Origin of the sequence: Paenibacillus sp. Dod16 (assembly GCF_049893405.1) — a bacterium.
In the GTDB taxonomy this organism is placed as follows: Bacteria; Bacillota; Bacilli; order Paenibacillales; family Paenibacillaceae; genus Paenibacillus_AQ.
The window spans coordinates 1-19,719 of sequence record NZ_JBNDYG010000067.1; the positions used below are offsets into that span (position 1 = coordinate 1).

Annotated in this window: 22 protein-coding genes and 2 pseudogenes; 23 read left to right on the plus strand and 1 reads right to left on the minus strand. The window is 36.7% G+C overall.

From position 1 onward, the window contains the following. Positions 1 to 203: 203 nt before the first annotated feature. The 3 genes and pseudogenes from ACPV3A_RS33800 to tnpB all read left to right on the plus strand — a co-directional run bounded on the left by ACPV3A_RS33800 (position 204) and on the right by tnpB (position 2,018). Complete coding sequence (locus ACPV3A_RS33800) at positions 204 to 509, plus strand: hypothetical protein (protein WP_063477582.1); 306 nt, start codon at positions 204 to 206, stop codon at positions 507 to 509. 293 nt (positions 510 to 802) lie between these two features. Next, positions 803 to 910: pseudogene (locus tag ACPV3A_RS33805) on the plus strand (transposase); the annotation flags it as partial. 14 nt (positions 911 to 924) lie between these two features. Next, positions 925 to 2,018 (plus strand): annotated as a pseudogene (gene tnpB, locus ACPV3A_RS33810) (IS200/IS605 family element RNA-guided endonuclease TnpB). Between the two features lie 198 nt (positions 2,019 to 2,216). Here tnpB and ACPV3A_RS33815 read toward each other — a convergent pair. Next, positions 2,217 to 3,044 (minus strand): HD-GYP domain-containing protein, encoded by an 828-nt coding sequence (locus ACPV3A_RS33815; protein WP_164762877.1) that lies wholly within the window; start codon positions 3,042 to 3,044, stop codon positions 2,217 to 2,219. A gap of 431 nt (positions 3,045 to 3,475) precedes the next feature. Here ACPV3A_RS33815 and ACPV3A_RS33820 point away from each other — a divergent pair, with 431 nt between their 5' ends. The 20 genes from ACPV3A_RS33820 (at position 3,476) to ACPV3A_RS33915 (ending at position 19,473) form a co-directional block, all read left to right on the plus strand. After that, complete coding sequence (locus ACPV3A_RS33820; RefSeq protein ID WP_063477585.1) at positions 3,476 to 3,961, plus strand: hypothetical protein; 486 nt, start codon at positions 3,476 to 3,478, stop codon at positions 3,959 to 3,961. 15 nt (positions 3,962 to 3,976) lie between these two features. Then, the gene (locus ACPV3A_RS33825; protein WP_063477586.1) at positions 3,977 to 4,231 is read left to right on the plus strand and encodes a hypothetical protein; all 255 of its coding nucleotides are present in this window, start codon (positions 3,977 to 3,979) and stop codon (positions 4,229 to 4,231) included. Positions 4,232 to 4,436: 205 nt separating this feature from the next. Beyond that, the gene (locus ACPV3A_RS33830) at positions 4,437 to 5,006 is read left to right on the plus strand and encodes an RNA polymerase sigma factor (protein ID WP_063477587.1); all 570 of its coding nucleotides are present in this window, start codon (positions 4,437 to 4,439) and stop codon (positions 5,004 to 5,006) included. 55 nt (positions 5,007 to 5,061) lie between these two features. After that, the gene (locus tag ACPV3A_RS33835) at positions 5,062 to 5,451 is read left to right on the plus strand and encodes a hypothetical protein (RefSeq protein ID WP_063477588.1); all 390 of its coding nucleotides are present in this window, start codon (positions 5,062 to 5,064) and stop codon (positions 5,449 to 5,451) included. Continuing rightward, entirely contained in the window at positions 5,448 to 7,118 is a 1,671-nt protein-coding gene (locus ACPV3A_RS33840; RefSeq protein ID WP_063477589.1) for a DEAD/DEAH box helicase, read from the plus strand. Before ACPV3A_RS33835 ends, ACPV3A_RS33840 begins: the two co-directional genes overlap by 4 nt. A gap of 785 nt (positions 7,119 to 7,903) precedes the next feature. Continuing rightward, positions 7,904 to 8,062, plus strand: a complete 159-nt coding sequence (locus ACPV3A_RS33845; protein WP_164762876.1) for a hypothetical protein — start codon at positions 7,904 to 7,906, stop codon at positions 8,060 to 8,062. Between the two features lie 969 nt (positions 8,063 to 9,031). Beyond that, complete coding sequence (locus tag ACPV3A_RS33850) at positions 9,032 to 9,616, plus strand: hypothetical protein (protein ID WP_063477591.1); 585 nt, start codon at positions 9,032 to 9,034, stop codon at positions 9,614 to 9,616. A 253-nt stretch (positions 9,617 to 9,869) separates the two neighbouring features. After that, the gene (locus tag ACPV3A_RS33855) at positions 9,870 to 11,516 is read left to right on the plus strand and encodes an LPD1 domain-containing protein (protein WP_063477592.1); all 1,647 of its coding nucleotides are present in this window, start codon (positions 9,870 to 9,872) and stop codon (positions 11,514 to 11,516) included. Between the two features lie 75 nt (positions 11,517 to 11,591). Then, positions 11,592 to 12,275: a hypothetical protein gene (locus tag ACPV3A_RS33860; RefSeq protein WP_063477593.1), complete on the plus strand. Its 684-nt coding sequence runs from the start codon at positions 11,592 to 11,594 to the stop codon at positions 12,273 to 12,275. Between the two features lie 469 nt (positions 12,276 to 12,744). Then, positions 12,745 to 13,125, plus strand: a complete 381-nt coding sequence (locus ACPV3A_RS33865) for a hypothetical protein (RefSeq protein WP_063477594.1) — start codon at positions 12,745 to 12,747, stop codon at positions 13,123 to 13,125. Between the two features lie 383 nt (positions 13,126 to 13,508). Then, positions 13,509 to 13,892, plus strand: coding sequence for a hypothetical protein (locus tag ACPV3A_RS33870; protein ID WP_063477596.1), 384 nt, complete (start codon positions 13,509 to 13,511; stop codon positions 13,890 to 13,892). Positions 13,893 to 14,284: 392 nt separating this feature from the next. Continuing rightward, positions 14,285 to 14,701, plus strand: a complete 417-nt coding sequence (locus tag ACPV3A_RS33875) for a hypothetical protein (RefSeq protein WP_063477598.1) — start codon at positions 14,285 to 14,287, stop codon at positions 14,699 to 14,701. Positions 14,702 to 14,907: 206 nt separating this feature from the next. Next, on the plus strand, positions 14,908 to 15,186 hold the full coding sequence (locus ACPV3A_RS33880) for a hypothetical protein (protein WP_063477599.1): 279 nt from the start codon (positions 14,908 to 14,910) through the stop codon (positions 15,184 to 15,186). A 99-nt stretch (positions 15,187 to 15,285) separates the two neighbouring features. After that, positions 15,286 to 15,576 carry a hypothetical protein gene (locus ACPV3A_RS33885; protein WP_063477600.1) on the plus strand — a complete coding sequence of 97 codons (291 nt, stop codon included), beginning with the start codon at positions 15,286 to 15,288 and terminating at the stop codon, positions 15,574 to 15,576. 1,329 nt (positions 15,577 to 16,905) lie between these two features. Next, positions 16,906 to 17,106 carry a hypothetical protein gene (locus ACPV3A_RS33890; RefSeq protein ID WP_063477603.1) on the plus strand — a complete coding sequence of 67 codons (201 nt, stop codon included), beginning with the start codon at positions 16,906 to 16,908 and terminating at the stop codon, positions 17,104 to 17,106. 394 nt (positions 17,107 to 17,500) lie between these two features. Continuing rightward, positions 17,501 to 17,773, plus strand: a complete 273-nt coding sequence (locus ACPV3A_RS33895; protein ID WP_063477604.1) for a hypothetical protein — start codon at positions 17,501 to 17,503, stop codon at positions 17,771 to 17,773. Continuing rightward, positions 17,760 to 18,209: a hypothetical protein gene (locus ACPV3A_RS33900; protein WP_063477605.1), complete on the plus strand. Its 450-nt coding sequence runs from the start codon at positions 17,760 to 17,762 to the stop codon at positions 18,207 to 18,209. The genes ACPV3A_RS33895 and ACPV3A_RS33900 overlap by 14 nt, the downstream gene beginning before the upstream one ends. A 122-nt stretch (positions 18,210 to 18,331) precedes the next feature. Continuing rightward, positions 18,332 to 18,652, plus strand: a complete 321-nt coding sequence (locus tag ACPV3A_RS33905) for a hypothetical protein (protein ID WP_063477606.1) — start codon at positions 18,332 to 18,334, stop codon at positions 18,650 to 18,652. A 17-nt stretch (positions 18,653 to 18,669) separates the two neighbouring features. Then, entirely contained in the window at positions 18,670 to 18,891 is a 222-nt protein-coding gene (locus tag ACPV3A_RS33910) for a hypothetical protein (protein WP_127502902.1), read from the plus strand. Between the two features lie 6 nt (positions 18,892 to 18,897). Beyond that, positions 18,898 to 19,473 carry a hypothetical protein gene (locus tag ACPV3A_RS33915; RefSeq protein WP_063477608.1) on the plus strand — a complete coding sequence of 192 codons (576 nt, stop codon included), beginning with the start codon at positions 18,898 to 18,900 and terminating at the stop codon, positions 19,471 to 19,473. The last annotated feature ends 246 nt before the right edge of the window (positions 19,474 to 19,719 follow it).

Genomic DNA, 19,719 nt, shown 5'->3' on the forward strand with positions numbered 1-19,719 from the left:
CTTGGAGAATATACAAGGTGACTTCCTCCATTCTTGAGGTTTTTGGTTTGGTCACCGAAAAACTTCGCCAAGTTGGGGTGAAGTCCCTTTTTTATGTGTGGAAATCCTTGTGTATCAAGGACTCAGATTAATGCAAAATGCTCACTTAAAAGGTATTCCAGCTTGATAGAAAAAATCTTGTGTGGAAAGAGGGCTTAAACAAAATGATCCAGGGAGTTGTTACAGCATTAAGTAATATGATTTATCAGTCTCCATCATTCTCACATGCATCAAGGCATTTTACTATTAAAGCAGGTATTCTAAGAGAAGAGAATGATATAAAAAATGCAGATGGACATATCCTAACGATGAGTGAAAGGCAGCAATTAGTAGAACTAGTTTGTAAAAAACTTTCGAAAAGAGAGATTCCTCTGAATGGAGAAATTATTATTAATTATCAATTCTCCGCAGTAGATGGACTTGAAAACGGTTCTATATTAATTAACAATAATTATTCAAAACCTATCTAGAGAATCAAGGAAGGGGGCAAAGGTGGAGTGATTCGATGTTTAATAAACAGCATTTCAAACTTTTAAAGCCGACTTGGACAGACTGTATTGTACGCATGTAACCGGATTTCAGCCGAAATCTGGAACCTAGTCTGTCTATCGCAAGGAAGCATTCCCTGTCGCATGATGGAAGTGGATCGTAATACGAAAAAGAAGAAGAGAAAGAGAGTTAACGAAAATATATCCAATTGGAGTTTCGGCAAGATTCGAAAGCAACTCAATTACAAATTTAGTGTTGCGGATGGAAAACTAGACATCTCAAAAGTAGACTTCCCTCGCTATGGACAAACTCCAATTTTGTTGCCACTGTTGGAACTGTTCAACTGGATGTAATTAAGAAATACATTGAGTCTCAGAAGTAAAGGGGTGATTGAGTATGCACATAGCGTACAAATTTGGTCTATATCCAAACAAAGAACAAGCGACACTCATTGGCAAGACCATCGGATGCACTCGCTTTGTCTTCAATCACTTTCTTGCGAAACGAAAAGATGCTTACGAACAAGAAAAGAAAACGACGCTGAATTACAACGACTGTTCGGCTATGTTAACTCAACTGAAAAAAGAAATTGAATGGTTGAAAGAAGTAGATTCTACTGCTCTGCAATCCACATTGAAGGATTTGGATTCCTCATACAAAAAGTTTTTTAAAGAGAAAAAAGGCTATCCAAAATTCAAAAGCAAGAAGAATCCAAAACAGTCCTATACTTGTAAAATGAACATCAAAGTAGAAGGGAATCGCATCAAACTTCCTAAGCTTGGCTGGGCTCTATTCGCAAAGTCCAGAGAAGTGAAAGGGCGCATCCTTTCAGCTACGATCAGACGTCATTCTTCAGGCAAATTCTTTGTATCTTATTATGTGAAACAGAGGTTCAGTCACTACCAGAAGTAAATCAGACAGTAGGAATTGACCTTGGTATCAAGGATTTCGCTATTCTCTCTTCAGGTGAGAAAGTGGAGAATCCAAAATACTATCGCAAGCTTGAAAAACAATTGGCGAAGTGGCAACAGACTCAATCTCGCAGACAGAAAGGCAGTAAAAACCGTAACAAAGCACGAATCAGAGTGGCTAAGCTACATGAAAAGATCGCCAATACACGAAATGATTTTCTACATAAATTGTCAACCAAGCTGATCCGCTAAAACCAAGTAATCTGTTTGGAAGACTTGCAAGTCGAAAATATGATCAAAAACCACAAATTGGCAAAATCCATTGCAGATGCTTCATGGTCTATGTTTCGGACGATGCTGGAGTATAAGGCGGAATGGTACGGAAGAACGCTCTCTATTGTTGGGAAACAATTCCCCTCCAGCCAACTTTGCTCCACTCCTGCCTGTGGATATCGAAATAAAGATGTAAAAAACCTAAATTTACGACAGTGGACATGTCCAAAATGTGGCGTACACCATAATCGTGACCAAAACGCTGCCATCAATATAGAGCAAGAAGGACTTCGATTGTTGGTGTAGCTAATTGAACTGTGGGACACACAGAGATAGCTTGGTGAATTTCACTCCGTTAGGAGTGACAACCCAAGAATCCCCTGCCTTTAGGCATGGGGAGTGTCAAGAGGACATTAATGGAATTATGATTTTGAAAGAATAACTCAGGTGGAATGTTTGATAAATCAAGAATTTCTTTAAAGAATCAAAGGACCTCATAGCATACTAAGAGGTCCTTTGATTTGTTTTGTAAAGATTGAGAGCATCTACTTCGTTAATCTCTTCTTCACGTATGCATCTAACAAAGTGCTCCGCAATAATCGGGTCGAATTGAGAACCTTTGTTATCTTCAATGATTTGAATAGCTTCTTCAGGTGGCATAGCCTTTCTATAAGTTCGTGTAGTAGTCATAGCATCGTAAGCATCGCAAATAGCTACAATTCTTGCTTCAATGGGGATGTCTGTTCTAAAAAGTCCCTTGGGGTAGCCAGTTCCATCAAATCTTTCATGATGATATAACACAATGTTGGGTATGCAGGTATCATCAAAAATTTCTAATTGAGAGACAACTTGATATCCCTTTTCTGGGTGTGCCTTCACGATGTCGAACTCTTCTGCTGTTAATCGACCTGGCTTTTTTAATATATCATCAGGTACATAAACTTTACCTAGGTCGTGGAGTTTGCATCCAATATAAATATCTCTACAAACATCATCAGGGAGCTGCATACTCTTAGCTACGGAATATGCATAGCCAGCAACATTTGATGAGTGCTTACTTGTATAACTGTCACGCAGCTCAACCATTGTTACGAGAGCATTAACTGCAGATTTTGCTAATTGTGTATTTGTATATTTGCTTGATTTCACTAAATTAAGCGATCGCTTGTTGAGGATGAGTCTGGTTATATAAAGGGATACCAAAGAATAGCCAGTTAAAAGTAACAAAATTTCAAAAAAATTTAAATTAAAATCTCCTATGAGTATACCTATAATTAATAAAACAAACAGAATTAAGTGTAGTACATACACCTCACGATTATTAAGAACCAAGTGCCGCATCATCTCCTTAATAGAAAAGAGCACCACGAATCAAGTCCTCTCGGACGGATTCGTGGTGCTCCCACTCAATGTTCACATGTAGTTTTCTGCCTTTCATTATATCAAGAAATATTGAGAATGATAATACCTGCCAAAAGACCTAGAGATTTTTATTGACATTACTATGGTCATAGGGTAATTTATAAATATACAAAGCCAGTCACCATTTCAAACCAAATTTAGAGCTATAATTAAATACATGTTTTAACATTGAGGAAGCACCTCTTACGCAAGAGAAAAACTTGCATAAGGGGTGCTTTTTGCGTTTTTTCGGTACTAAGAATGCAGAATAAATAGCTTATGCAAATGAGATAAATGGTGACAGTATCCGACCGTTAAGCGAAGGCAGTTTAAAAATCAAAGAAGTGAGGTTTGATTGTAAAATGACTAATCAAGTGAAAATCAGACAAATTGAAATGAACATAATAAATGTCCTGGAAACTGGCATTGAAAACACGGCCGATATTGCTTCTACCCTAAATCTTACATATTCTGCTGTACATTCTGTTTTAAACCGAATGGTTATGTACTACATCGTGCAGCGAAAAGGCAACGGACTATATGGTCCTATGAAGGGGGATTTCATTGTTGCCTCGGATGCTGAAGTTATTGCGTACAGACGAAAAAAGAAGGATCGTTTAGATCAGAAGGAGACTAGCTCAATTATGAATTTACCGGATGAAATTGTTGATTTTGTTAGACTACAATATCGCAGTAATGTAGAACGAAGCGTTATACTTCAACGCTTAAGAAATAATGGAATCGATCTTAGCAAATTTATGCTTAACCAGATTATTTACACCCACGGCATCGATCGTGCCTATTCTCAACGAAACCGAGCTGCTGAATCCGAATTGTTATCAGTATAAAATGGGGGGTTCGGTATGTTTGATAAATTGGTGATTCTCCTTTTGCTTTTTGTTGGATTGGTATATCTCTCTAACACAAGAAGCATGAAGGTTGTTACTCTTCAGATGATCTCATCCGGAGAAAAAAAAGTGGATGATATAGATAAAGAATCAAAAACCATTCAAAGCCAAATAAGATGGCTTACAAATGGAATGGTAGCACTGTGTTTCGTACTTCTTTTGGTAGGAGTGGTCACTCTAAGTGATTTTGGGAGATTGCTGTTTCAATAAAGCTGATTCATTAGAAAATTCATAAATGAACTCTATAATTAATTTATCCACTGAAAAAAACCATCCCCTTAACGGGATGGTTTTTCTTTCTTCTAACCACCCTCAACATAGATTGTAGTATTGAAAATTTATCTGTCTCTTTTTCTCGAAAATCTATTCCTCTGATACAATTATGAATAAGAAATGATCCTATTTTGGAGGGACCATGAAACCTAACATTACACATGAACAAGTACTTAGAATTCTTTCTGGAGATCAAGTGGCCTTCACTGCTTTCTATGAAGAAAATAGGGATATGTTATATTACCAGGCATATCGATTTTTAAAGCATCGAGAAGATGCGGAGGACGTTGTCCAGGAAGCCTATATTCGAATATATCTCAACCTACATACTTATAATTTTTCTTGTAGAATAAACACCTGGATGAAACGTATTGTAAAGAATCTTTGCATTGATCGTGTGCGTCGAAATAAATCGAAGCCTCATTATTCCATAGATGAACAAAATAGTGAGGGGTCAAACTTCATTCTTGAGACGCTTTCCGATGGTGAAAAAACACCTGATCAACAAGTTGTAGATAATGAAGAAAGCAAAAGGGTTCTTCATTTAGTGAAAACGATGCCTGATCAGTATAAAAACGTGTTTTTATTACGGTTTTTCTCGGATTATTCTCTGATAGAAATTGCAGATAATCTTTCAATGGAAGTGAATACGGTGAAGTCGAGAATTTTCCGAGGAAGAGCATACTTACGGAGAAAGTATAGAGTAAGTTAGATCCATCATTTTGAAAATTGTACTATACGATTATTTTCTAAAGGAGGGAAAATTAGTGCAAGATATTACTGATAACAAGCTCTTTGTCTACATGAGCACGATTAAATCCGGTCTCCAATTACAGCGATTTAATACTGTTCCGGAAAAACGTACGCAGATCGAAGTAGAACAATTTCTTCAAACTGAAGGATATACGTATGAAAGAGAAAAACGATTATCTGAGCGAGATATACCTGATTTCTTTATCCATAGCTCTTTTGGTAATGTTGTATTGGAAGTAAAAACAAGATACGCAAAAAAAGCGACTTATAGACAATTAGAGAGATACTCCAAGTATGATGAAGTGAACGGGTTAATCCTTTTAACTGGGACAAGCATGTGCCTTCCATTATCAATAAATAATAAACCGTCATTAAAAGCTTCATTAGGGGTTGGGTGGTTATGAGCAAGACATACGGAAATCTTGCATTAGTCCAAAATGAATGGGAGATGACATCACTTCCACCACATGTGGCAATCAGATTGAAACAACTTTTCCCACGGATATCTAAATCACAAACGAGTCGTTTCACATTTCCGCATGATCATAGTCACTGTGCTGACTTATCGTGGTTTATCACACGATACCCCATGGTAATGACGGATGATGACAGAGTAGCTCTTAACAACGGACGAGTAAAATTTGAAACCAATCAGGCAGTCATGGAAGCGATTCTTAAACCGGATTACCAGCCACCAACGCGTATGGGTTTAAAAGATGGGCAAGTTATTAGACATTATCAATCCCAAGCCATTGAGTTGTGTCTTGCTAGAGGTTCTCTTCTCTTGGGAGATGACCCTAGCTTAGGGAAAACATACGTAAGTGCAGGCATGCTACTCGATCCACGAACATTGCCGGCAGCGGTTGTGGCCCAAACACATCTTCAAGAACAATGGAAGAGAAAAATTGAATCATTCACCACTCTGAAGGTCCACAAAATAAAGGGGACCCGACCCTATGATTTACCTGAGGCAGATGTATATCTATTTAAATATAGTCAATTACTCGGCTGGATTGATACTTTTCATGATGGTTTTTTTAAAACTGTGGTATTTGATGAAATCCAAGAATTAAGAACTGGTGTGAAAAGTGGAAAAGGAACAGCAGCAAAAATTCTGGCCGATGCTGCCGTGTATCGTCTTGGTCTTAGCGCTACCCCAATCTATAATTATGGATCTGAGATTTGGAATGTGATGGAATATATACAGAGTGGTATATTAGGCACATATCCGGAGTTCTTGAGAGAATGGTGCGTTGATGACAAACAAGTAAAAGATCCAGATGCATTAGGTACTTATTTAAGAGAACAAAATGTAATGCTAAGACGAACTAAGAAGGATGTTGGTCTTCAAATACCTTCAGTCAATACCATTGTTGAAGAGGTAGAACCTAATAGCGACACATTGAAATCAATTGAGGATCTTGCTCGACAACTCGCCTTAAAAACAACAATCGGCTCCTTTATGGAAAGGGGACGTGCAGGTCTTGAACTGGACTTGTTGATGCGTCATGCAACTGGGGTTTCAAAAGCACTTAACGTTGCACGATATGCAAAAATATTGCTAGATGCTGACATTCCCGTACTCTTAGTGGGATGGCACCGAGATGTGTATGATATTTGGTTAAAAGAACTTAATGAATATAAACCCGCCATGTACACAGGGAGCGAAAAGGATAAGCAAAAAGATGAGTCAGCACGTCGCTTTATGGAAGGAGAGAGTAATCTTTTGATACTTTCACTTCGTAGTGGAGCGGGGTTGGACGGCCTGCAACATCGATGTTCCACGATTCTTATAGGTGAACTGGATTGGTCTCCCAAGGTCATTGAACAAATAGTTGGTCGTCTTGAGCGGGAGGGGCAGAAAGAACAAATTACGGTTGTATATCTTAATACATATGAAGGATCGGACCCACCTATGGTAGAAGTATTAGGGATTAAAGCTTCCCAATCAAACGGAATTATTGATCCTGGTCGTCAATTTGAGGCTAAACGATCGGATAAAAGTCGAATACAGGCATTGGCCAGCCAATATTTAAATAACTTGAAACATCGAGAACTAATCACATCATAATCAATAATCGTACTCCTGGATACCTGTGTATTGATGGGCTAAATGGGGAAACCATAGATAAGGAAAGTTGGTAGAAGATGCAATTACGAACTTGCTGCGAAAAGGTCATGAGTTTAGAGGTTATCAAGGATGATCATGATCCGGAAGATTTGATTTTCTCATTTACATGCAGTACCTGCTTAGATGGCTATTCAGTAGGATGGGATGAATTCTGTGGTGATAAAGTGATCTATACAGAAACTGCACTTAAACGACTAAAAAGGGCAACCGAACAATAAAGCGCGGAGGAGATTACCATGTCATATTTATATGTTCTGGGAGCTATTTTTGGGTTTTATTTTCTTATTGGTTTCATCCTTGGATTCATTTGGTTCGCAATTGCAAAAGTATTAGAATTCGACAATCGAAATCCTTACTGGAACCTCATTCTAAACACCGTCATGGGTTTTCTCTACTTTCAAATTGTTGTGTGTATTTTCTGGCTTCCTGCTTTGGTTCCGTTGTTACGAAAGTGGAAAAATCAAATCAATCATCATAAAGAGAAAATACCTGATAATCCACGAGCATCATGGAAACATATTCTTTTAAGGCCTATACATTCTTTAAAGGAAATTTTTTTAAATTGGTATTATATTCAGTGACTCATTTTTAAAGAGGAGCGTGTTTCATGAGTGAAAAACAAAGGAAACGAAATGGTTTGAAAAACCAACAAGAAAAACCGTTACTGATTTTTGAGACAATATATTCGGCTAATGTAATTCAATGAATAAGGAGCGTGCATTAGAATGAGGAAGCAGCAAGAGCGTGTTAACGACATGCTGGCCATGATGTTAGAAGCCGGAGTGATTGAAGATCACAGTCGGGAATTAACCAGGGATCTACTAACGGTGCTTTATCAAAAAGCCTTTCAAGATGGAACCTTAAATGGGTTGTTCGGGGAGTAACATTATGAATAGAACGGTGTATTGGGATGAGCGGTATTAAGAAAGTGCTAGAAGCGAGAATAAAGGAACTGGCCGCTGGCATTAAAGACGTAAAGTGCCCCTGCTGCGGTGAAACGACAAACACCGGATCGGAAATAAATGACCCCACTCGGGGAATCGTCATTTGTGAAGTAAACGGCTGTCAATTTTACATCATTGAATACACGGACGGAACAAATATTCGATAGCAGAACCAGAATTCTGAGGGGAGTAGGTAGATATGATAGATGATTTTTTGAAAAATGACACTTTTATGTGGTGCGTGGCATGTATTGTATTTTTGCTTTTGGGTTTAACGATTGGTCGGTTCTTGTACAAAGGTAAATAGAGTTGATCAGTGTCAATGAACTGGACATGATGCAAATTGTTGTTTAGTGAAGTTTTAGAAGAAGCACAAATTAAGCCGTAATTTATAACAACAGATGTAGAATAAATAAAATGACACCTATCAATACAGTAACTTTGGTCTTGATCGCCGCTAAAGTAGGCGTTTCGATAGGGGCAGTGTTAGCCTCAATAAAAAAGAGAAACTCAGGAGAAACCAGCCAGGCAATAATATCCTTTCTCTTTCCTGTAGCCTTTTGTATAGCTGGATCACTTATACTGGACGGAATATTTGGATTGAAATTTCTGGGTGATTGAGGCAGGATCGTCTTTCACGAGCTGCGGTGGAGTCCATCATCTGGGACTTAGACGTTCCTAATATGAAATTAAAAAAAAGGAGTTTGAGTATGATGGGTACAATAGTATTAGAAAGAGAACGTTCCTTATTAATGGGAACGTTCTTTTGTTTTATGTATAACCTTATTGCTATACCAACTACATAAAGGTATACCTCATACCTGAGTTGGTAACAATATGAATAGTTTTGTGTGTTTTACCACCAGTGATTTATCTGTATTAGAAAGAAGTCGAAAGGAGCAATACAACGTGAGTGTAGAAGCAATCAAAAGACATAGGCAAAGAGATTGGAGTAACCAAGAAGACTCCATCCTAACAGAAATTGTTTTGGATCATATGAGGCTTGGTGAAACTCAATTAAAAGCGTTTCAAAGAGCCTCTGAGGAGCTGGAGGGAAGAACCCCTGGAGCTTGTGGCTTTAGATGGAACTCCGAATTGAGAAAGAAAACTAAGGAACTGATTGAAGCGGCAAAAGAACACAAAAAGAAGTTATCGCTAACTAAAACGACGAGGTCCATAGAGACAGAAGTTGAAAATAAACAACAAAGGATTGGTAAACAACGGGGCGTTAGAAATAGAGCGAAATTTGAGCTCCTCGAACAATTGCTGAGTCCGGAGCGAGTGAATGAACTAAGTGAGTATATTAAAGCGCTGAGTTCAAACCTTGGTCTATTTCAAACCATACGTGAAGCACTTGAGAAGAAGGATAGAGAAATTCATAACTTGAAAGAAACGAATGCTTCTCTACAAGAACAAATCAAACGGCTTGAATATTTAGAAGAAAACTGGCGAGAATTCTCTACATTTGCCGAACGTTTCAAGAAAAATGGGTAGCCATTCACTTCTTGGCATAGAAGTGTTATGATTAACTCATAACTCGACTATAATGATTTTGCTCTGCGCCACGCGGCATCGGAGATTCTATTTAGAACACACTAGCAGTGAACAATCTGATCTTAGATCAGACATATCCCAATTGGGATTTGTTCATTTCTGGTGTGTTTTTTTATGGACCTGTCGTGAATGCATTGAGTGAAGCATTTTAGTCTATTTTTTGACTAAATTTCAGTGATCTGGAGGGATACTCATGAAAGAACGAATTGTCACACTTAAAAAGGCAGAGGTATTAAAACAACAGTATGCACATTATGGTTTGTCCGATTTAATTGCTGAAGCTAAATTTACTGTTTCCCCTGAGGATACTGTTCATGATTTAAGAAAGAAATGCGAATCGGCAATCAGAAGAAAAGTAAAGGCCATGTTTTTTGCGAAAAATCTTGAAGATAAACTGAGCTTTCTCCAAGATATTTCGTTCGGCCCTTACAAGGTTGAGGTAGAAATTATGAAGGAATTTGCTAATGAGAAGGAAAATTCTATTTTGAGGCTCCTCTGCAGCGCTGCTAAGATTAATAAAGTTCCCCAACAATATGAACCGTCATTACCAGTGGCTTTAAAACTCAATCAAACGGATATCGCGTACACATTCTTGAATAAAGAATTACCTGAAAAGTACCATTTAAGAAAGTATGGATTGAAAGAAAACTTGAACCGAATCGGTTACTTTCTATTTGCAGACTGCTTACGATTAATATCTAAAATTATTTTTTTAAATACTTTGTGTGAATTTTCGATTAAGCAAAAAGATTACATTAGGTATAAAATAGCCGAGTACTACTCAACTGAATCGGTTAGTAGGGGAAAGGTTGTTCGTCCGGGTGATGATCTATTTGCGGTAGAGGTAAAAGATGAAATCGAAAAATACAATCTTCCTTATGTTGATGGAGAAGAAACAGAAATAAGCAATTATTATTCCTATGAAGAGTTCTCTTTAGCAAGGAATGATGATGGCGTTCCTTATATTATGGAAACCGCACAAGGTAAGAAGATAATAATTCCTCGCCTTATTAGTACAATGAACTATGTCCAGGAAAAGACTAAACGCATGATTGATGAACATTCCACTTATGCAAAGTCCTTTCAAGACAAGAAACATATCAATCAAAAAGTTAAGGCAGTCATGAAAAGCAATAAATTTTTGACTCGTTATGGAACAGTGGAACTTGATAACGATGTGGATCTCATTAGATTCCATGCATTGGAAAAAGAATTTGAAGAAATCAAAAAGAAAGTCTATATACCACTTGCAAAGGATTATAGTTTCCGTATCCGAAAATTGGGAAAACATCGAGCTGCAGGCTTACATTATGCATTTTATCGAGCTACCATAATCGATATCGAACATCCAAGCTCTTTTATGCATGAACTTGGTCATCAGATAGACCATACCATGAATGAAAAATGTATGTTGAGTGAGGAAATGTCTTTTGTGCGACTTATTCAATTATACGAGCAAATCGTTGACCAAAATATTTCGAGATTACCAGCAGACGATCCATTTGTAGAGAGATGGAGAGGTACAACAAAATATAATCGGAATTACTATCTTCAACCTACCGAGATTTTTGCACGTTCTTTCGAATTATACCTCGCAAAATGCAAAAGGATTGAATCCTCCTTTCTTAAGCAAGATTACGACCAACCAATTTATCCTTCTGACCGAGAATATCTGAATGAACTTAGATCTTATTTTGATAATCTGTTCTCAAAATGTGAACCCATTCGTGAAGAGAAGAGGAGTTTTTCTTTTCATATTTCACAGTCTGATGTAACTGCACCAGAGACTGAAGTCCAGAGTTATTTACATGCTCAGAATGGACAATTGCTCTTGTTTTGATGATTTTCATCTTATTATACTGAGCATTATTTCCGATAATAAGGTGTACACAATGAATGGAGAGGATTAAATACAATGAGCCAATTTATCATATTGGTTTTTTTTCTAGTTTCTGCTTCGTTAATATCCTGTTTTCGAATCATTTCGACCTTCTTTCATGAAGTGGGTCATTATTTAATTCTGAAATTAGTTTATAGGGAAAGCCGTGCTGGAATCGTATTAGGTGATATCAATGGCTCTAGAGAAAAATCATTTAAAGTCTGTGGTATCCCAGTTATTAAATATTCAAGACCGGCTAAAAAATTGCGTCAAACAAGAGGTCTCGCATATCCTTGGAACCATGTTTACTTTGGGTCAAGAAAATGGAAACTTCTCTTGTTTGCAATTGCTGGACCAGCAGCTGAAGGTATGGTAGGAATAGTATTTATGATTATGGGTATATGGCTAGCACTCTTTGAGCAAAATCACCATTACGTAACTCTTTTAATATCGTTTTTAGTTCTGAGTACTAATATGATGACGCTTTTCTTCCCATGCATAAAACTTTGGGAAGGAAAGCGCAAAGAAGCCATGGAAATTCGAAATAAGGATGTACAGGCTTTAACGAATACGACTTTCGGATTTACCGATGGAAGGCTTATATGGTCACATAGTCGTCTGCTTTTTTGGATCTATACGGCCATCGCATTTTTATCATATTTAGTGGCTTGTTCTCTTGTTATATATTCGGTTATAACGGTTATCTCTACGACCAGATAGAGTATCAATCAATGTAGCGATACATTAGTTCCGTTACTGAGAATGAGAAAGCCTAACCACAAAAAAGTCCGGATAAACTCAATATGAGTTTATCCGGACTTTTTGTTTTCAACTGAGAGCACAGTTTCTCGAATTCTTCTCATCTCTTTATAATTAGTTATAGGGCGGTTGTATCCTTTGATATCGTTCGGAAACATTTGAGTCACTTACAAGTAGATTATCTTCAAATCTCGGAGTATTGTAATAACACATTTAACATGGGTTAGGTGAGCCATCAGTAATTAATCAGTCTATTAATGATCATCGCGGCCAGTATATGAAAATTAATATCGATGTGTTTTTCTATACGAGATCCAGAAGTCGATCATAAATTAAAATGTGATATGCAATCACTGCTTTGATCGTTGTAATTATTATTGGCATTAATGCAATTGTCAGAGTAATAATCAAATGAATAGGAGAGAGTATTATGGATCAATTATTACTTGTTGAAATGTACGACACTTGCTTAGAAGTGTCCATTCGTGCAGGTAAGCACAATGAGATTCTTGAAGAAGTCGAGCAGTATGCGATCGTAACTGAGAAACATTCACTTAAAGTAACTCCAATTAATGAAGTGGACGGGTACAAGATCATTGTCATAAATAAAAATGGAAATAAATCTGGAAGCTACCTTCAATACTTTGAAGAAAAGTTACAAAAAAATAAGATTAATCCGGAATACGATCCTAGAGACTTATTATTATATTTACTGACCAAAATCACTTCAAATGAGCATCATGATGATGAGACGGTAGGCAGAATGGCGAAAGATCTAGTAAAAGCATATAAAACTGTGGAAATTGAATAGAACATGACTTTTCAGTGAATAGAGGTGTACGGTATAATGAACGACAATTTTAGTATCTGTAAGGGTTACTTTAGTTCTTTCGGGCTGATGTTAATCTCCATTATTATTGTCAGCTACTTCCCTGGCAAAATCCAAGATGATGGATTTGGTTATCTTATAGGTTTTTTGGTAGCTGGAATTCTTTTTTTGAGTTCAATCGGGTTCCTATTGACACTCATCATGATAATTTTTGTGCATAAAAAAACTTAAAATCAACTAAATGAATAGGGAGAATACATATTTACACATCTGGAAGTCTGGCGACGGATCAGGGTTATCTTTAGAAATCGGTAAATGCACAGAATGAACATCATTTGAATAATAGGTTGTAAAGGAGAATTTAATTGGAGACTCATTTATGTGATCTTTGCAGTGCCCTTATGAGGGAAGGCGATTATGGCGAAGCTAGAAGGATATGTACTAATGATGCTTGTGAAAAACGCGATCCTTTCTGGCCAAATAAGCGATTGCAGCAAAAGCTGAAGCCATTGAACGATGAAATAGATAGAGTATCTGTATTTTCGGAAGGTCAGATTGAAATGAATACAGCACGTTGGGTTGGTGATGGTTCTTTTACAGTAATGTTTAATGACGGAAGAAATGTTGAATGTTATGTTGATGGAAGTAACGTATTTCCGGATCAACCTGAAATAAATCAAGAGATTCGAGATAAATTCCAAAAATTAATCGTATTACGTAAAAAACTATTTGCTAAAGTTGACGAGTAACCTATTGAATGGGAGCGAGTATCAGGATGTCTGAATATAGCCAGCAAATGTATAGGATTCAACCGAAGGAAAATGTTAAATTTGTAGAATTTTATAAAAATCCCGTTAATGTCGAGGATCAAGAGTATTGGTTCAGGGATTTTATAAATAGCGATAAATACAAAATTCACGAAGTAATAGTTTTTAAGGGAAAAGAATCGTGGGATATTACTTATCATGTGTGGTACGAATCCAAAATGAATAGGGAGCGTACATAAATGTTTGAAGCAATAGCTGCTGTTCTGTTGATCCTAATTATTTCAATCTCAATAACAACTCATCTTGTTGTCACCAATGATATTATAAAGGACGCCTTGTATAAAACTGCTTAATGAACAGAGAGGATGTATATAATGGAAACTTCGGTTGTTCTTAAAGTTGATATTCAAGTAGATCCTAATGCTGTAAATCCATTTGAGGTAATAGTTGTTGCAGAAACAAGAGATTGTGCCTTTCGAGAGAGAATGGAGAATTTAAACTGCAGACTGTATTTTGAAGAACGTTCTTTACCATCTATGTTAATAAGGAGACGAGTTTTTAAATTTATGTTTACAGACATTGTATCCATTAGTCGTCTCCCGAATGCTTCTCCAAATCGAATATTCAGCAACTTTCAAATATTCGAAGGACTATTCAAAAATGAATTTGATAACGAGCAAGATGCAAAATCATTTGCTAATGAAGTGGAATTGTATCTAGCCGATTATTATAAAAGTGAATATGAGCACTATCTCGGTCTTAAAGAAAAGGACACAGCTAATCGCAAATAAGGTATAAAACAGAAAAAATAAAAATGAAGATTTTCAATCATTTATTGTGTGATTTAACCCCTTTTTATACTGGCATTCTCTATTTTGTTGTTTACCAGCTCTACTTCTTTAATCAGCAACAACCGATTTCGCCTTCGCGATGCTGATCATCGAAATAGAACCGCTATTGTCTTATGAAATAAATTGAATAGGGAGAGTGCATCCAAATGAATGATAAAATGAATGACTTTGTAGAAAAGTTCGGAGGAAAAATAATCGAAATTGACCCTAGCAAGAGTACAGTCTTTAATCCTTTCGAGATATCGGCAAATCCGCAAATAACCATTAAGGATGTTCTAGATGAAAATGGGGAATTAAAGTCTTATGATATCTTGTCAAAAGAAACAAGTTTAACCATGGATCAATATAAAGTAGCCGAAGAGCTTTTAAGTGTATTTAGCAAAAGTGGCGTGTCTATTAAAGCATTTCTAGATGAACTCCAATGAATATCGATTATTCATGATGAGAAGACTATTCTATTTCATTCCAGACAGACAAAACGGAATACAGACCGCGTGCAGGTGGATACTTTAGGAGGCGCTTATATGCAAGAGAAGTTCAAGAAAGTAATCGAAGAATACAGTAAATATTATGTGGTTATTGGCGACGATCAGCTCATTCATAATATTCTTGAAAAATGTAATATCGAAATGGATGATTTGCCGGATCTCGCAATATACCTAGCAGAAGAATTTGAGAGAACAAGCCAAGAAGAAGACATGGATCAAAATGATAAAGTTGAGCAGCTTCAGTACGGAGTAAATTTCATATTTGAAGCGAGAAACGAAGGATACAAAGTATTCTTCAAATCTAAATATATTGAACAAGTAGTTTGAGCACCGTTTGAATATTATGTTGTTTTAAGGGGGGCAATCATTGTTCAACTTTTTCAGGAACAAGAAGATAAGATCGATTTTTCGAAAGTTTCCCAACATAGATGAATCTGAACGAAAGTGGATTCTCTATGATTTAGAAATAAGAATGGAGCGTTTGCAATCAAGCCTACATCTCATTAATTCAATTGAGCGAAAATATACAGAGGACCGTATTTCTCTTATAGCTGATGCAATAGATATTATGATGTCCTGTGATTATAGATACAGCAATTCGAATCATGTGAAAGTTGTCAGAGAGGTATACAAGCCGATTTTGAAATGAAAAACGTCTGAATAAAACTGTTCAAAGGGATAGGAGAATAGTTTGGGATGGGTTAAACATAATTTCATTATTGTAACTCACTATAATTTTAATGAATTAGTAGTAGCACGTGAATTAGCAATGGAACTATTTAACTTGGACGAGTTTCCACGCGAAATAAATCTCGTATCTGAAATTCTTCAAAGCGTAGCTAATAACTATTATTCTTTTTTTTGTGAATTGCGATGGATCTAAGGAAGGTTGGGAAACATCTGATCAGTACGATCAAATCAGATCTGAATTCACTCATTATCTGATTGAGAAGTCTATTGATTATGTGGAAATTTCAATGGATACCGACAACTATCATACAGGAGTGGATAGTGCATCGAGCGGTAGTCTGCTAAAGATTAAGTCATACTATGAACATGAGAACTTTTAATGTTATTTAATGAAGACCTGGTTGTTGTATTCATAAGTAAATACATGTCCATGAAATAAGGAGGGGAGATATTGTCTAGTTTACAACATAGAAAAATAATCAATCATCGAGCAGCGTTTGGCTGGTGTCTTTCATTGGCACTAGCTTTATTTGTGACCTGGAAGGGAACAATCTATTTTAAGGATTTCCTTTACCTCTTCATTGAGGACTCACCATGGGAGATTTTGCATACAGTTTCGTTTATAGGTATAAGTTTGCCTCATATTATTATTTTCTTCGTATCCTTTCTTATTGTTTCTTGGTTAAGGGAATGTATCCAGTTTATGCTCCGAAAAATGTGGCATCCCCTGATTATTGTTTTTTTACAGTTTCCATTAGGAGTTTGCCGGCTCATGGTAGCGTTATTGGTATTCTGGGGGGGAGCAATCATCATCTTCAATATAGTGGTTTTTCTTACAGTCCTAGCCTTTGGCGATTTTACACCACTTTACTCAATGCTATTTGCTATGTTGCTCAGTTTTTTTGTATCATCAAAATTAAATCATTACTTGAGGCGTGTATTCCATTAGGGATGGGGTGAATACATTTGAGAAATCCAGATATAAGTGAGCCGACTTTGTTGTATTGCGAATTGAGTGAGGATGGCCCTATTCTGTTCCTTCCTATCAGTGTCTACACGGTCAAGGTTATTAAGGAAGAAGAGATAGATGGAATTCCTCAAGGATGGACGGAGAAAGATTATATGAGTTTACTAGATGAAGGTGACCGTTTCTTTTCGACAACATAAATGTCTTTTTGGATATAGAAAATCAATCTTATTGAGGGCACTATCCCGGATCAATCTATTGATGAATCTTGTTCTAAATGCAAATTTCAATACTATGTTCTGAAATGAAAACCCAGAGTTCCCATAATAACTTTATAAAAAGAGATGTTTGGACTGGATATAGAATGTTCAATAGTTCGGACGAATATCAATGAAGTAGGTGTTTTGTTAACGCTGAAAAAATGGTATAATTAGGACATTAGATACTTTATCTTTTGCTTCTGCCATGCGGCTATGAAGTACTTAATCTTAGAAAATACGCCTCACCTTTTGATTATCTCTCAATGTCTATTTGACATGAGTTACAAAAGGGAGGCGTTTTTTTATTAAATTCCAAAAAGGATGGTGTTTGACAATGTCTATGAAAACCGATGTTGAATCATTACTGGAGACCATGTCATTTTTACTTGCTCAGCTAGAGAAAGAGCAAAACCAACAGTACATACCAATGCATGACTACCTACGAATCCAAGAATTGGCTGAAGTCCACCTCACAGATCAATCATTTTTCCATGATCAGGAACAACAGCTTGAAATGTTAATTGAAAGAATTCAGAGGACGTTGGAAGATTATCAAACAGATCCTGGCATAGTTGAAGAGGAGAACATTAAGAATGGTGACAAGTAATGAGTTAATAGTACTGACCAAAACAACAGACTATAAGTGCTTAATCAAGGATAGGGTGTATCGATTTTTCAATTCGATGAATGATTCTTTTTTGTATCACTATCGTGGTTATTATTATTCAGAGGATTATCGAGGTAATGCATTGATTTTTTGGAGTCCTGAAACGAATGATTGGGTAGGAGAATGGTCGGAGGATGAGTTTCAGATGGCCATTGATGATAAAGTGGCACAAATGAAATATGAAAAGTGTTTGGAATCTCTTTCTTTTCAAATTGAGGTAGAAGGAGAGAGTTATATTGCTGCTCTTCGCAATTATGAATTAAGCAAAGGGTATTCCCTCATAACAGTTTTACATGAAGCGGGTAAAACGATAAAAGTATTTCAGAATGACTTAAAATGCCGAATAAAATATACTGACATTTCTTCTGAGCTCTAATGTGATAGGTAAAAGAGTTATAAATAATGTATGATATACTGGAATAGGAATTTCTACCAGAGAGTTGAATTTGCAACGTTATAGAATAACTCGTGTAAATTATTCATATTGAGGTGAATGGGATGAAGAAATGCCCTTTCTGCGAGGTGCTTATCGCGGGTTCAAAATGCCATCTTTGCGGACGTGATTTTAAAAAGAAGAACCTTAAAAATGAAACCATATCCCGAATTGCTATTAACGGCTTAAAACCGGGAAACAAGGTAAGACATATAAAACATGAGAAAACAAAATGGTCAAACTTTACGAATGGCTTAATACACGATGTGTCGCGATCTGGAAAAAGTGTAGAGGTCATTTGGTATAATGATGCTGGTCAAAAGATAGCGATGGGGAAATATGACTGTAATGCTGTCGAAAGAATAGATAATCAAGATGAGATTTAAACAATGAGGGGGACGTTATGATGTTGAAACAGGATGATGTACTTATAAATCCAGTGGACTTTGATAACGCTATTTTCTTTGCACTACCAATTGAAGTGTATATGAAAGAAGGAACACACCAGGAAACAGGTGTTATTGAATCTCATACAGAAAATAAGATTACCATCAATGGCGGTTACTATCTTAAAGAAACATGTATTTTCAAAGTAGGATATCTGCCAAATGGAAATAGAAGGTAGGCTGAAATGCGGAGTTCCTGTAATGCAGCAAACTTTTATGACAATCTGGCTGCTGGTTTAATGCCGGTACCGGTTGACAATCCAACGATGGAAGCCATCGTAATAGAGGCCGGTGCAACCTTACAAGCCGAAGATGGTGCATATCGTTGGTACAAACAGAAATCCTATAAACCTTCAACAGATAGCGAACTCGGAAGTATTCTAAATCAGTTAGACTGCTGCAATTTAGAATGTGACGGAATGACTCGGATCATCAGTTATATATTAAACCGATCGGGTGTGAATCATCGTGCCATGGCAGGCTCCATCCGAGATCGTGTAACAAATAAAATTATTCAACCGCATCTTTGGATCGTTATCGAAGATGAAACAAATATTGATTACCGAGCTAAAATGTGGCTTGGAGATCGTGAAGACATTCCTCATGGGGTTTTTGAACCGAGAGAATGGTCTAGAGTCGAATATTGTGGGCAAGCATTAGAAACATCTGAATTGAATGACTCCATAAGCCATATACTGGCTGTAGTGAATGGTGTTCCGATCGATAAAATCGTGGACGACATTAAAGGCCTAAATAAATAGTTATCTTATAAAGAAGCACTCCCTTTTTAACATGGGATTGCTTCTTTATTTTATACGTTCTCCCGCTTCGGCCACGAAATAGAAGGGAGGAGTGCCTCCACCTTTTAGTAATCATGACTTATTAATTTTGGGTACGAGGGAATACTTATATTATGATAAAGTCTGCTGGTTAAGTTAACTTAACTTAAAAGGTTCTTTAATTATTCAATTAATCAACTAGAACTATCTTCATATCACACATAAATA